Consider the following 14649-nt stretch of genomic DNA (forward strand, 5'->3'; position numbering starts at 1 on the left):
GCCTTTGTTGGCTCCATTTTATAAATATAAGCATCAAAAGTTTTAGTCCCATTCCTAAAACTTAAAATATGGTAAGGGCCCATAATAATTAAATCATGCCATTGCTAAATTTTGTCCAACAAAGGCAAGTCATTGGTGATCCGAAACCCCATCCAAACTTACATCAAACAATAAACTTAGCAAGGATTCTCCCCACCTCCATCCTGCACTGTGCTGATAAGGATTAATTGATTCAGAAGACAATTTATTCTCAGAAAAAATAATCTTTATTTGATTATAAACTAATAATTTCGAAGACACTTGTAACTACTAAATTAATTATATAAATTGAATCCTGACTTTTTCATTAACAGTGAGTTTTGAGCATTCTGCCGCAAAGATGTATCTAAATCGAGCTATGATTTTAAGTGGTTTGATGGTATTGGGAAAGTTAGGTTAATTATTTTCTTGTACTCCTATCATAAATCAACAATATGAATAAACCCAATCCTATTGTATTATCGATTGAAATATTTATTTTTTTTTCAATGCTTGCTTGTTCCAAGCCTCCTTCCGAAGAAGAAATAGTAAATGTTTCTATAGCACCTGATGATTATCCTACCTTGTCTTTTCAAGATTTTACCGTACAGGGTATGACTGCCCTTGAAACAAGGGAGGACAACCTTATGAGCATGGACCTGCGAATAAAATTTTCAGACAATCTTATAGCTGTAATGGATGAAACCAAAAGTGATAAACTTCACCTATTTGATGGTAAAGGAAATTATCTGAGGGCAATAGCCCAGGTAGGGGAAGGGCCTGGGACTATCCAATCTCTGAGGGACTTTGAATTTGGGGAAGCAGAGGAGGTGATGGTGCTTTCTCCTTTTAAAGATAAAGCCAAAGTATATAAAGTATCTAAGGATGGAGACTTAAGTGAATTATTTGAATTGGATTATGGTGCCAATTCTTTCGCTAGGTTAAAAGAGGGAAGTTTTCTATTTCAGGGAAGTTATAACCTGCCATTTGTCAGTCATCGGGTAATTCAAACAGATGCTGAAGGAAATATTCAGCACCGCTTTTTGAAAAACGACTATGAAAACAAAATGCTACCTATGACAGAACGAAATTTTTTCCCATCTGATCAGGGGGTGTTAATGCTTGAAATATTCAATCCAAATTTATACTTGCACCAAGGAGATAGCCTTAAGCAAGTACTGAATGCCGACTTTGGCACTTATAATTTACCGTCCAATTTTTGGGAGGTGGACCTTATGGATAGCTTTGGAAAGATCAATGAAGATGGTTTTGCAACTTTTAAGGCTGCTTTTCAGCAAGGAAGTTTAATGGTTATAGATATTGTGGTGCAAAAAGGTAGGACCGTATCCAAATACATTTTGTTTAAAAAAGGAAAAGAGATTTACAAACTAAAAGCAGACAGAGACGATGATATGCTTTTCTATTATCCCATTGGCATCAATAGTGACGAACAAGTACTTTTTCTAACCTACCGGTCCATATTAGCAAAGCATGCCCAAAAATTTCCGGATACATTCTCTGTAGATGGTTTGCCCGAAGAAGATTTTGATTACCCTGTATTATTGAAAGTAAAATTAAATGAAGATCTATGAAAAGGACTTTGTGCATTGCCATTGGCGTACTACTTTTTAGTGCTTCCTGTAGTGAGTCGGTCAAGAAGGAAGTTGTGACAACACCGGTGGAGCTGAAAATAGAACCGGAAGCAATCCAAACGGCTTATGATTTAAATAAATTTGAACTTATACCTTTGGAATTCAATGATTTGTCCTTAGTTGGGGCCATTGACAAGTTGATAGTGGAAAAGGATAAAATCTATATACTTGATAAAGAGATCGCAAAAAGTGTATTATGCTTCTCTATTACCGGAAAATTCCTATTCAAGATTAACAGTATAGGAGATGGAGAAGGTAAATTCTCCAAACCATTTGACTTGGTTCTATTTAATGAATCGCTGCAGATTTTGGATAAAATCCAAAAGAAAATCCTTGTATTTGATTTGGAAGGCAATTATAAGCACGAAAAACCAATCCCGTTTGAGGAGCAGGTGGTCAATTTTTTTCCGCTCAACCAAGATTTTACCGCTTTTCATATGGATGGTAGGTCTTTTGGATCGGAAGAAACGGACTTTATCAGTGTTTTGGGTAATAAGGATTCAACTTCTACTATTCAAGGGGTAACCGATATAGGTAGTACCGATGCTTACCAAATTCCCATAGAGTTTTCTAAGCATGATGGGGAAGTAAGTTTTCTCCATGCTTGGACAGATACCATTTACAAAATTTCGGAAGAAAAGATTGAGCCGGCCTATCTATTAAATTTCGGTGCAAATCGCCTGGACGAAAAGGTCAAGAAACTGCCATTAATGGATATGAGAAAGTTTATTATGGAAAACCCATATGTATTTAATGCAGCAAATCTTGTTGAAAATGATAAATACCTGAGCTTTCAATGGATGTGGAGTGAGGAGGGCTTTGCCAATTCTGAAGAACAAAAGTATGTTTCCTATTATAATAAACGTACAATGAGGCTTGTCCATTTTCCATTGTCAGGAAACTGGTTGGGCAATGTGAATTTGCAGGGGCCTCTTTATGGAACCGAAGACTGGTTTTTTGGTTACCTGAACTACGAAGACTGGGACAAGCTTCCAAAAGAAATTCGAGATGAACTTATAAAAGAAAATGGCGGAGTACTATCCGGTGACCTAGATTCGGGAAACCCTATTCTTATCAAATACAGACTAGAAGAAGAGTGAATTAAGTATATGGATCTTTACTGTAAGAATTCCGACATTATTTAGGCCACACATCTTTAGGAATGATAGATCAGAAAAACAGCCGGTATTTTATGAAGGTCCGGATGTTTTTTGCGCCAGTCAGAAACTTTTTTGGTCTGAATCATTTCATCTGCACCCGTAATATTGCTTGCAATGCAAAGCAAGGTATTATTGCTCAGGTTGGCCAGTAGATCTTCCAACATCCGGTTGTTTCTGAAAGGCGTTTCCATAAACATTTGGGTGGTGTTTTCCCTGATCGATTTGGCCTCTAAGGCTTTGATCGCTTGTACCCGTTCTTTTCGGTCTATGGGTAAATATCCGTTGAAGGTAAAGGATTGTCCATTAAAACCTGAGCCCATCAAGGCCATAAACATAGAAGAAGGTCCCGGTAAGGGAACCACTTTAATGCCTAATTTATGTGCCAAGGCCACGGCGTTGGCCCCCGGATCAGCAATACCCGGACAGCCGGCTTCAGAAATGATGCCTACATCATGCCCATTAAATAAAGGGTCAAGCAATTTCTTTAGGTGTTTTTCAGGCGTTTTTTTATCCAGTTTTTCCAAGTGTACCTCTTCCAGGTTCACCCCTAGTTTGAGGCTACTGATATACCTGCGAGCGGTTCTAAAATCTTCCACCAGGTAATGGGAGGTAGCTGCAATTACGTTTTTGACCACCGGTGCCATGATGTCCTGGCCTGTTTCAAGTACCAATACATTAGGTATCAGGTATAATATTCCCTTAGCTTTCATTATTTTTGGATTATGGAAAATGGAATGCCTTCTTTAGCAAAAGTACTTATTTTTATCGGACTGCTGTTACTGATTGCAGGATTGCTGCTCTGGTTCCTGCCTAAATTTCCCGGTTTTAAGGGTTTGCCTGGCGATATGGTTTTTAAAAAAGAAAATTTCACCTTTTATTTTCCCTTGGGTACCAGTATACTGCTCAGTTTATTGTTGACTCTATTGCTGTATTTGTGGAGGAAATTTGGGGGTTAAGGTTTATGGGTGCTTTGTGATAAAGCTATAAAGGATCGTTTTTGTATGAAAGCGTTAAGAGATCTATTGTACTACTATTATTTATCATCATTTTTTACTCGCTTACTTGGGTAATGTTCAACCCGCTTCGGGGTTGGGAATTAGTGGGGTGATTTCTGGCCCGTGGGTTGCCACCCACGGCTATTATAGTTCAGGCCCTTCAGGCCTGTGGGTTTTAGGGCTAATTACCTTTTTTTGGTTTGGTGAAATTAGCATGATTTATTAAGCCTTTTAAATGATTGTAAATAATGACAATACATTACCAATTCCCAATTTGTTTGAGAAAAAAAGTAATTTCTAAGAGGAACGTAAGAAGCCTGAAGGGCTTCAACAACAATAACCACGGGTGAAACCCGTGGACAGGATGTAATAGTTTTTTCCCAACCCCGAAGTGGGTTGAACATCTTTTGTTAAAGAAAAAACTTTGTAACTTTAAGATAGACCCAAACCCAAAATTTTTATGAGCAGTTATAGGCAAATTCTCTACCATTCGGTAATAAGCACCAAGGATAGAAAGTCGACTATTCCAGACCAACATTGCGAAGCCCTCTATAAATATATTTGGGGAGTTGTAAAGAATAGTGACTGCAACCTCTATCAGATAAACGGGATAGGAAACCATATCCATCTATTGACTGATTTAAACCTTACAATATCCTTATCGAGTTTTATCAAAAGTGTTAAAGTTGCTAGCAGTATGTGGATGAAGCAACAAAAAAACTGCCCATTATGGGATTCGTGGGGTAAAGGGTATGGATCGTTTACTTGTTCTTTTCGTGATAAGGATCACATAGTTTCCTATATTAAAAACCAAAGAAATCACCACCTGAAAGAATCATTTACGGAAGAGTACAAACGTTTGCTTAAAGAAAACGGAGTGGAGTTTGATGAGCGATATCTTCTAGGATAGTACGCTATTGTTCAACCCCATTCAGGGTTGAGGTTTTGGGTGCTAGTTCCGAGCCCGTGAGTTGGGCACCCACGGTTATTGTTGTTCAGGCCCTTCAGGCCAGGAGAACGACAATGATTTGTTACACATTCTGTAAATGGTGATTCAGAATTGAAAAAAGGAATTTACCGAAAGAAGCCTGAAGGGCTTCACCAATAATAGCCACGGGTGGAACTCGTGGAAATGGCGAATTAGTTATTTCTCAACCCTGAAAAGGGTTGAACCTAATCGTTAAGGAACTTTTTTATATTTTCAGGTATACGCTAAACCTTATTTAAATGCCTAGAAATAGTTAGATTATATTTTTGATTAAGCTTGATATTAGGAAAGAAATAGGAATGGATCTCAGAAAGCCTGAAGGGATTAACCAATAATAGCCAGGGCTTTTAGCCGTGGACAGGATGAATTATTTATTAGGATTGAACAAAAAAGGGAGCTAATACCTAAAGGTGTTAATCAATGTACAAGCTCCCTAACCATTTACCTCGGAATTATTCAAATTGTAATAAAGTTTCCGGTCTCAACTCCCAAGAAAAGTTTTTAGGGTAGCGATCACCGCTTCGGGCTGCTCTGCATGTAGCCAGTGGCCGGTGTTTTTGATATGGATAATGTGATTGTCAGGGAAAAGAGTTGCTATTTCTTCCTTATCACTGCTTTTGATATAGTCTGAATTGGCTCCTCCCATAAAGAGTGCAGGGCCGACAAAAGGCTTGTCAGCAGTTATTTCCTCGCCTACATTTTCGATTTGCTTGGTGATGATTGGTAGATTGATTTTCCATTCAAACGCTCCCTCTTTTCTGGTCAAATTTTTAAGCAAAAATTGGCGAATGCCACGTTCAGGGATATATTCGGCCAATTTGTCTTCAGCTTCTTTTCTGGAGGAGAGAGATTTAGTATCCACTGCATTGAGGGCCTCCAATATGGTCTGGTGATGGACCGGGTAAGGCCTTGGGGCAATATCTGCTACCACTAATTTCTCCACCATTTCAGGGTAAGTTAAGGCAAATTTCATCACCGTTTTTCCTCCCATAGAATGCCCTAGAAAACTGGCTTTTTGCAAACCTTCAGCCTCCATAAATTCTTTTAGGTCTGCTGCCATGGCTTTATAATTCCAGGTATCACTGTGTGGGGAATCGCCATGGTTGCGCTGGTCCAGTAGGTAGAGTGTATAATTCTCTTCCAATCCTTTAGCAATGCTCATCCAGTTGTCAGCAGAACCAAAAAGCCCATGCAGGATTACCAAAGGCTTTCCAGTGCCTGTTTTTCTAAAGTTTAATGTCATATTGGTTTGGTTTTATTCTTCCAATTGTCTGCGGTACATCTGAATGGTATTTTCAAGACCATAGTACAGGGCATCACAGATAAGGGCATGTCCTATGGAAACTTCATCCAAGTAAGGAATTTGCTCCTTTAAAAATTTCAAATTGTGTAAATCCAAGTCATGGCCTGCATTCAATCCCAGGCCTAGTTCTCTGGCCAGGGCCGCTACCTCTAAATAAGGAGCAACAGCCTTTACTTTGTCTTTGTGATAAGTACTTGCGTAAGGTTCCGTATACAATTCCACCCTGTCAGTTCCTGTTTCTTTGGCAGGTTCAAAGTATTTACTTTCCGGATTGATGAAAATGGAAGTCCTTACCCCATAACTGTGAAGTTCTGAAATAAGGTCTTTGAGCATCTCTTTGTGTTGGATGGTGTCCCATCCGGTATTGGAGGTAATGGCCTCCGGTGGGTCCGGTACGAGTGTGGCCTGAGCTGGTTTGGCCAGTCTGATGATCTCCATGTACCTTTTGTCCGGATAGCCTTCAATATTAAATTCCGTAGTGACTTGATCTTTTAGTGCAAATACATCGTTATACCTGATATGTCTTTCGTCAGGTCTTGGGTGAACAGTTATACCTTGGGCACCAAACCGCTCTGCATCTAATGCTACCTGAACCAGATCGGGATTATTATGGCCGCGGGCATTTCTAAGGGTGGCAATTTTATTTATGTTTACACTTAATTTCGTCATGTTCCAAATATCAGCTAATTTTGCGCTAAATTAAATATATTGCGTGAACATCGAAAATACCGATGGGAATAAGACGTTTTTAATTTTTATGTCCGTTTTAAGGATAGGATCAGTTTTAAACTAAACAAGTCATATAAATATAAGTCATGAGCTTAAAAACCAACATAGAAAAAGAAATCAAACAAGCAATGCTAGCTAAGGACAAAGACAGGTTGCGTGGATTGCGCGCTATCAAGTCTATGATCATGCTTGAAGAAACTAAAACAGGAAATGAAACCGGGCTTTCGGATGCTGAAGAGTTACAAATCCTGACCAAAGCTGCCAAGCAAAGAAGAGATTCTATAGAAATATTTGAGAAGCAGGACAGGAAAGACCTTGCCAAATTGGAGATTACGGAACTGGAAGTGATCAGCGAATTTCTTCCCAAGCAGCTTAGTGAAGAAGAATTGACGGCAGAGTTGGAGGCCATCATCAGCCAAACAGGTGCATCAGGACCTAAGGACATGGGAAAAGTAATGGGAATGGCAACAAAAAAATTAGCCGGTAAGGCAGATGGAAAAGCCATTTCTCAAAAAGTGAAATCTTTATTAAACCCTTAAGGATAATTTGAGCACGATAGACATTATCATATTGGGCATGCTGGCTGTTGGAGCCTTTAGTGGCTACCGTCAGGGGCTTTTTATTGGACTTTTGTCTATCCTGGCTTTTTTTGTAGGTATAATTCTGGCTTTTCGCTTTATGAATTGGGGCGCGGAGCTACTTACAGATAAGGTGGAAAGCTTGACCTTTATGTTGCCCTTCGTGGCTTTTGTATTGATCTTTCTGGCGGTAACTGTTTCCATTCGGATATTGGCTTACCTTGTCAAAAAAGCCTTGGATCTTACCATCCTCGGAACTTTTGATAGCTTTGCAGGAGCCATTTTAGGTATTTTCAAATGGAGTATTATGATCAGCCTTTTGATTTGGGTGGCCAACTCCTTTGAATTTCAAGTGCCTTCCGAAATGAAAAAAGATGCAGTAATCTATCCGATTATAGTACCTGTAGCCCCTACCATGGTTGCAGTATTGGATGACTATACTCCTATAATCGATACGGCCATTGCTACTATCAAAGAACTCGTAAATAGCTCTTCCGGTGATTTTGTTAATTGATAACTTCGATTCTTTTGCTCATATTCTAGCAGATTATTTTAGAAGAACGGGAGAGCAGGTAACCGTTTTGCGAAACGATGTAAGTTTGGCTGAAGTGCACAGCTTTACCTTTTCTGCTTTGGTGATATCACCGGGGCCGGAAACACCCGATAAAGCAGGCAACTTAATGGAAATTTTGGCCTATTATTATGATAAGGTACCTGTTTTGGGTATTTGTCTGGGGCATCAGGCCATAGGTACATTTTTTGGCGCCAAATTGGTTAAGAGCCCTTGGCCCATGCATGGCAAAATTTCTATTGTTTCCCAGAGAAAGAAGCATGAAATATTAAAAAATATTCCGGGACGATTTAAGGTAACCCGTTATCATTCCTTGGAATTGGAGGATCTTCCCGATAGTTTGGAGGTTATTCTTGAAGAGGAGAATGGGGCAGTGATGTCTTTTTCCCACCGATACTTGCCTATTGTAGGGATTCAATTTCATCCGGAGGCTCATCTAACTGAATATGGTGAGCAGTTGATCCTAAATTGGGTAAATTTAATAAATGAATTGAAAGTCCCTCAAATTCATTATTGATGCTTGTTTAGCGATAATTTGCTGTTTTATAAGCTACTTTCACCTCCAAAAAGGTTAAGAAATTAAGGGAAATGAACAAAGGGAGGCTTATTCTCGTTTTATTTTTCGAATCCTTTTAATACCTTTATCTACATGCGTGCAATAGAATTTATAAACAACCTCATTCCTCCTCTAAAATTTACTGACAAAGTAAAGTTAGGGCTTTCCTGGATGGAAGAAATCAGGACGGATATAATACCTGTTGTAGACAAAGGTTTATTTAAGGGTTTTATTACAGATGAAATCATCTATGAACTCAATGATCCTGAAATGACCCTTGAAATTGTAGAGTTGGTAGGAAGTGCCAGTATTGTTCAGGAGGATCGCCATATTTATGATGTATTAAGGGTCTCCTCTGAAAATGAGGTTAGCATGGTGGCCGTATTAAATAAGGAATTGAAATACCTAGGTGTGGTCACCCAAGAAGGAGCTATATCTGCCTTTACGGATAGCATCTCCATCCAATCTCAGGGAGGAGTTTTGATTTTGTCCATGTTTATGACCGATTACAGCCTGTATGATATCGCAAGGGTGGTGGAGTCAGAAAATGCAAAAGTGCTTAGCAGTTTTATATCAGATGATCCCCTAGATGACAGTAAAATTAAAGTTACCCTAAAAATAGATCAGGTAGAACTCCGACACATCAAGGCCACGTTGGAGCGATTTGGTTACAAGGTTATTGACCATTACCAAGAAGAAGAGGGCATCAATAGTGATCAGGATCGCCTTGGTAACTTGATGCGGTTTTTAGATATCTGATCTTACATGAATATATTACTTCACGGCATCAATATATCCACTCAGTTTCAAACTTGTATTTACCAACTGATTCAAGCTTTTGAAGAAAATGGATCAAATGTAAAGCTTACCAAAAACCTGTTTACCTCCCTTCGGAAGAAGGAGGGCTTAAGTCCTATTGTGACTCCTTTGAACTCAAAGAATGATTTGGCAGCCGTAGATGTGGTCATTTCCATTGGGGGTGATGGCACTTTATTGGATACCATTTCCCTAATCGGGGCTTATGAAATCCCGGTATTGGGCATCAACACGGGTAGGATGGGATTTCTGGCCACCATAGCCAAGGAAGACATTAAAGCAGCGGTCAAAGATTTATTGGAAGGCCGGTATGCTTTGGAAGACAGGAGCTTGGTCAGGTTAGAGTCCAGTGTACCCCTTTTCAAGGGTCTAAATTTTGGATTGAACGAGTTTACCATACATAAGAGAGACACTTCTTCGATGATTACGGTACATACCTATATAGATGGGGATTACCTGAATAGTTATTGGGCAGATGGGATCATTGTATCCACCCCCACCGGGTCCACAGGTTATTCTTTAAGTTGTGGAGGTCCACTGATATCACCACTGGCCAAAAACTTTGTAATTACCCCGGTTAGTCCGCACAACCTGAATGTGAGGCCGATTGTGGTATCTGATGATAGTGAAATCTCCTTTAAAATAGAAGGTAGGAGTGAAAAATTCCTTGTATCTTTAGATTCCAGATCTGCGCCAATTGATGCGTCCGTAGAGCTGAAAATTAAAAAAGAATTATTTGTAGCGAAGCTGGTTAAGTTTCACGATTACAGCTTCTTTGACACCCTTAGGCAAAAATTGAACTGGGGATATGACATGAGAAACTAGTTTTAACAATATTTAACCCACAGTATACTTGGTTGGGTTTTTTATTCGTTGGGTAGTTTATAAATTGCAACGACTTGAATAAATCCAGGTTTTACACATTAGCACTATCAGTAATTTTGGTCTTTACAGGTTTGGGAATTTCTCAAACTGTAAAAGCCCAACAGCATGAGATAGGTTTAGGTTTAGGTGCGGGGACATATACCGGAGATATCCTTCGGATCATTGACCCAAACCAGCTTGGTATTCAAGGAACGTTATTTGGCAGACGAAATTTTGACAATGCCTGGAGCTTAAGGGCCGGGTTTTCCATCGCTAGATTAAATGGAGCGGACAGTATCCGCCCCTTAGATCAGGTAGCAGCAACCAGAAATGCCTTTTTTAATGGCACCATGGCTGAAGTATCTGCAAGGATGGAGTTTCATTTCATAGACTATATGAGTCATAAGTCAACCAGTAGGTTTTCTCCATTTGGCTTTTTTGGTTTGGGATATGGTTTGTTCTTCGGACAAGGTCAATCCTATGAAGGAGACATACAACCCGGAAACTACAGCTTGGGCACTGTAATTCTTCCCTTTGGGGCAGGAATAAAATACAAACTTAAAGACCGTATTTTACTCTCTTTTGAAGGGGGAGCAAAGGCAACCTTTACAGACAATTTGGATAAAATCGGAGATGAATCCATTTATTTGCCACGGTACAGAACCGATCCGGGCACAGGAAATCAAGTGCTAGAACCAACAAGCATTAATTTTGGCAATTCATCTGACCGTGATTGGTATTACTTTTTGGGCTTTACCATAAGCTATTCCTTTCATCAGATCAAGTGCTACTAGTACAATAATTGACCTCAGGATAGAATTTTTAAAAAAGAAGTGTCATTTTTGTAAATCAATTAAACCAACAGAGAATTTTGGAATGAATGAAGTGATTGACAAGGGCAATATACCCCGACATATTGCAGTGATTATGGATGGCAATGGGCGTTGGGCTCAGAAGAAAGGTGCCATGCGGATATTTGGCCACAGAAATGCATTGGCCGCTGTAAGGGATGCCATCGAAGGGTCGGCAGAATTAGGGGTAGATTTTATTACCTTGTATGCCTTCTCTACTGAAAATTGGTCCAGGCCCAAAGATGAAGTGGATGCACTGATGGAGATATTGGTTCAGGCTATTACAGATGAGGTGCCCACCATGATGAAGAACAATATCAAACTGGAAACCATCGGCGATATTGATAGCCTTCCTGATTCGTGCAGAAAGCACCTTAAGATGGGGAAAGAAAAAACCAAAGACAATACCGGCATGACTGTCGTGTTGGCATTGAGCTATAGTGGTCGTTGGGAGTTAGAAAAGGCTGTTCAGGCCATTGTCAAAAAAGTAGTTAATGGTGAGTTATCAGCAGAAGCCATCAATCAAAAAGTGATTGGAGAGCACCTGAATACTGCCAATATACCTGATCCGGAACTGTTAATCAGAACCAGTGGTGAAATCAGGATAAGTAATTTTATGTTATGGCAATTGGCCTATACAGAATTATATTTCACTGAAGTGCTTTGGCCGGATTTCCGGAAAAAACACTTGCATGAAGCCATACTAGCTTTTCAGAAAAGGGAAAGAAGGTTTGGTAAAACAGGAGCACAAACTAAAGGCTCCAATTGACACTACTTGTTCTGAAATGAGTTAAGAATTTCAGAATTATTGCTGCCTCAGCACAAATATTACTGGGGTTAAATTTGATCGTTTGAAATGAAAAAGAATTTATTAATTATTTACTTGCTGCTATTGACCGGAGTGGCAGAGGCCCAAATAAGGTTGGGGCAAAGCCGGTACACCAGTAAGGAGCCGGTAAATATTATAGACCTAAGTTATACCAGTCCAAAAAAGTACAGAATAGCGTCCATTGAGGCTGTTGGTCTAAGTACTTTGGACGAAACAGCCATTATTTCTTTGGCGGGTCTTCGTGTGGATGATCAAATAACTGTTCCCGGTGATGCCATTTCAGGAGCATTAAAAAAGCTTTGGGGGCAAGGAATTATTGGAGATGTTAAAATCTTGGTTACAAAAATTGAAGGGGATGACATCCACCTTTTATTAGACCTGACCGAGAGACCTCGATTTAGCCGGTTTGATTTTACCGGGGTTAATAAAACCCAGGAAGGAGAACTCAAAGACAAGGTAAATATTACCGGGCGTGTAGTTAGGGATGATGTACTCAATACGGCCCAGCGCAATATTAGAGATTATTTTGTTGGCAAAGGCTTTCTGAATACAGAAGTGAAAGTAGTACAGGAAAGAGATACTACCCTTCCTAACAGTGTCAAACTTCGATTTGACGTAGACAAGAAAAGCAAAGTACGTATCAATGAAATCGCCTTTGATGGCAATGAAAATATTTCAGACAATCGCCTGAAGAAAAAAATGAAAGGAACGCACGAGCATGCTCGTGTTTATATATTCAAAGATTTATTGTCAAGGCTTTTAAAAGCCAACCCTAAAAACATCAGCAATGCAGTGGCGAATAGAAATCCTGTAACTGATGAAGAAGTGAAAGCTTATATCAATAGAAACTTCAAACTTAATTTCTTTAATGGGTCTAAGTTTGTAAAAAGCGATTACCGTGATGATAAAAAGGCTATCGTTGATTTTTACAATAGCCGTGGTTATCGAGACGCAGAGATTTTATCAGATAGCGTTTTCCGTTTTGATGATAGCCGTATTAATATTAATCTTGACATAGAGGAAGGAAAGCAATACTATTATCGAAACATTGCGTTTTCGGGAAACTATATTCATACCGATGAAGAGCTTCAAGCAAAACTGGGGATATTTAGTGGAGACATTTACAACAAAGAAAAGCTAGACAAGAGGCTTAATTATGATCCCCAAAGAGGTGATGATGTCAGTTCTCTGTACCAAGACAATGGCTATTTGTTTTTCACGATAGACCCTGTGGAGGTAAATATTGCAGCGGATTCCATAGACATTGAGTTGAGGATATTTGAAGGACCTCAAGTGACGGTAAATAGTGTTACAATTGAAGGGAATGAGCGTACCAGTGACCATGTGGTCATGAGGGAAATACGAATTCTTCCCGGACAGTTGTTTAATAGAAAAGCCTTGGTAAGAACCATTCGAGAGCTGTCTCAAATCGGTTACTTCAACCCTGAAAATATTGAGCCGGATATGCGTCCTAATTTTGAGGATGCAACTGTTGACATTACCTTCCAACTTGAAGAAAGGCCAAATGATCAGATCGAGCTTTCCGGAGGTTGGGGTGGTCTCTTTGGCTTTGTGGGAACGGTAGGGCTTACCTTCAATAACTTCTCAATCAAAAACATCAAAGACTTTTCCAAATGGAGACCACTTCCGGTAGGGGATGGGCAGAAACTTTCTTTGAGAGTACAGGCCAATGGTAAAAGTTTCCAGAATTATAGCATGTCCTTTACCGAACCTTGGTTTGGAGGCAAAAAACCAAATGCTTTAAGTTTTAGCTTCAACCATTCTGTACAAAGACAGTTGAATTTTTACAGTACTACCAATTTCGGTGAAGAACTGGGATCTTTCAAAATTACCGGTGCTTCTATTGGCTTGGCAAAAAGGGTTACCTGGCCGGATGATTACTTCCAGATCAGTAACAGTCTCCAATTTCAGAATTATAATTTTGATGAATACGGAAACTATTTCGGCTTAAGCTTTAATACAGGTAATGCGAAAAGTGTGGCCTTGAACACCACCATATCCAGAAACAACCTGGATCAGGCCATCTATCCTAGGTTTGGTTCTAACATTACCTTGAGTGCCTCACTCACTCCACCTTATGCAGCCTTGAACAATGGCCTGACAAGTGAATCAACCGATCAGGAGAAATACCAATGGCTGGAGTACCACAAATGGATGTTTGACGGGTCTTTTTACACCCCGGTAATGGGGTCTACCAAGCTTGTATTGAGTGCGCGAACACACCTGGGTTTCTTAGGTTCCTATGGAGACAAGACGGGTATAATACCTCTTGAACGATTTGTTTTGGGTGGTGATGGTATGAACATGATGAACTTTGCTCTTGGTCAAGAAATTATTGGTCTGAGAGGTTACGAAAACCAATCCATTACCCCAGGAAAAGAATTTAGAAATCAACCCAATGCACCTGTAGCTTATGGTGGTGTGGTTTATAATAAACATGTAATGGAACTCCGTTTCCTTGTATCTCCTAACCCTTCTGCCACCATCTTCTTACTTGGTTTTGCAGAGGCAGGAAATAACTGGGGAAATTATCAAGATTATAACCCTTATGATCTGAAAAAATCCGCCGGTTTTGGTGCGAGGATATTCATGCCGGCCTTTGGTTTACTAGGTATCGATTGGGGTTATGGATTTGATGGTGTTTCAACAACAAGTGATCCAAACCCAGGACCAAGTGGTGGAATGTTTCACTTTACCATTGGTCAACAATTCAGATAA

At 39.6% G+C, this 14649-nt stretch carries 15 protein-coding genes; 12 read left to right on the forward strand and 3 right to left on the reverse strand.

The features are described 5' to 3' along the window. Positions 1-473: 473 nt before the first annotated feature. On the forward strand, positions 474-1610 hold the full coding sequence (locus tag Q4534_RS11920) for a 6-bladed beta-propeller (protein ID WP_303613402.1): 1137 nt from the start codon (positions 474-476) through the stop codon (positions 1608-1610). Further along, a complete protein-coding gene (locus tag Q4534_RS11925; RefSeq protein WP_303613403.1) occupies positions 1607-2770 on the forward strand; it encodes a 6-bladed beta-propeller in 1164 nt (387 codons plus the stop codon). Before Q4534_RS11920 ends, Q4534_RS11925 begins: the two co-directional genes overlap by 4 nt. A 56-nt stretch (positions 2771-2826) precedes the next feature. Here Q4534_RS11925 and Q4534_RS11930 read toward each other — a convergent pair whose 3' ends face one another. Continuing rightward, positions 2827-3540 (reverse strand): SAM-dependent methyltransferase, encoded by a 714-nt coding sequence (locus Q4534_RS11930; protein WP_303613404.1) that lies wholly within the window; start codon positions 3538-3540, stop codon positions 2827-2829. 24 nt (positions 3541-3564) lie between these two features. Here Q4534_RS11930 and Q4534_RS11935 point away from each other — a divergent pair, with 24 nt between their 5' ends. Next, positions 3565-3786 carry a DUF2905 domain-containing protein gene (locus tag Q4534_RS11935; RefSeq protein WP_040417196.1) on the forward strand — a complete coding sequence of 74 codons (222 nt, stop codon included), beginning with the start codon at positions 3565-3567 and terminating at the stop codon, positions 3784-3786. 499 nt (positions 3787-4285) lie between these two features. After that, positions 4286-4735 (forward strand): transposase, encoded by a 450-nt coding sequence (locus Q4534_RS11940; protein ID WP_303613405.1) that lies wholly within the window; start codon positions 4286-4288, stop codon positions 4733-4735. A 559-nt stretch (positions 4736-5294) separates the two neighbouring features. Here Q4534_RS11940 and Q4534_RS11945 read toward each other — a convergent pair. Continuing rightward, positions 5295-6056: an alpha/beta fold hydrolase gene (locus Q4534_RS11945; protein WP_303613406.1), complete on the reverse strand. Its 762-nt coding sequence runs from the start codon at positions 6054-6056 to the stop codon at positions 5295-5297. Positions 6057-6068: 12 nt separating this feature from the next. After that, positions 6069-6785 (reverse strand): pyridoxine 5'-phosphate synthase, encoded by a 717-nt coding sequence (locus tag Q4534_RS11950; protein ID WP_303613407.1) that lies wholly within the window; start codon positions 6783-6785, stop codon positions 6069-6071. 146 nt (positions 6786-6931) lie between these two features. Between Q4534_RS11950 and Q4534_RS11955 the strand changes: the two genes are divergently transcribed. The 8 genes from Q4534_RS11955 (at position 6932) to Q4534_RS11990 (ending at position 14649) form a co-directional block, all read left to right on the forward strand. After that, on the forward strand, positions 6932-7384 hold the full coding sequence (locus Q4534_RS11955) for a GatB/YqeY domain-containing protein (RefSeq protein WP_303613408.1): 453 nt from the start codon (positions 6932-6934) through the stop codon (positions 7382-7384). 7 nt (positions 7385-7391) lie between these two features. Further along, on the forward strand, positions 7392-7937 hold the full coding sequence (locus Q4534_RS11960) for a CvpA family protein (protein WP_303613409.1): 546 nt from the start codon (positions 7392-7394) through the stop codon (positions 7935-7937). Continuing rightward, positions 7921-8511 carry an aminodeoxychorismate/anthranilate synthase component II gene (locus tag Q4534_RS11965; protein WP_303613410.1) on the forward strand — a complete coding sequence of 197 codons (591 nt, stop codon included), beginning with the start codon at positions 7921-7923 and terminating at the stop codon, positions 8509-8511. Before Q4534_RS11960 ends, Q4534_RS11965 begins: the two co-directional genes overlap by 17 nt. A 132-nt stretch (positions 8512-8643) precedes the next feature. Next, entirely contained in the window at positions 8644-9309 is a 666-nt protein-coding gene (locus Q4534_RS11970; protein ID WP_014019897.1) for a hypothetical protein, read from the forward strand. 6 nt (positions 9310-9315) lie between these two features. Beyond that, the gene (locus tag Q4534_RS11975) at positions 9316-10191 is read left to right on the forward strand and encodes an NAD kinase (protein WP_303613411.1); all 876 of its coding nucleotides are present in this window, start codon (positions 9316-9318) and stop codon (positions 10189-10191) included. A 74-nt stretch (positions 10192-10265) separates the two neighbouring features. Continuing rightward, complete coding sequence (locus Q4534_RS11980; protein ID WP_303613412.1) at positions 10266-11024, forward strand: DUF6089 family protein; 759 nt, start codon at positions 10266-10268, stop codon at positions 11022-11024. Positions 11025-11106: 82 nt separating this feature from the next. Beyond that, the gene (locus Q4534_RS11985) at positions 11107-11850 is read left to right on the forward strand and encodes an isoprenyl transferase (RefSeq protein WP_303613413.1); all 744 of its coding nucleotides are present in this window, start codon (positions 11107-11109) and stop codon (positions 11848-11850) included. 87 nt (positions 11851-11937) lie between these two features. Continuing rightward, positions 11938-14649 (forward strand): outer membrane protein assembly factor, encoded by a 2712-nt coding sequence (locus tag Q4534_RS11990; protein ID WP_303613414.1) that lies wholly within the window; start codon positions 11938-11940, stop codon positions 14647-14649.

The organism is Cyclobacterium sp. 1_MG-2023, from assembly GCF_030546805.1.
In the GTDB taxonomy this organism is placed as follows: Bacteria; Bacteroidota; Bacteroidia; order Cytophagales; family Cyclobacteriaceae; genus Cyclobacterium.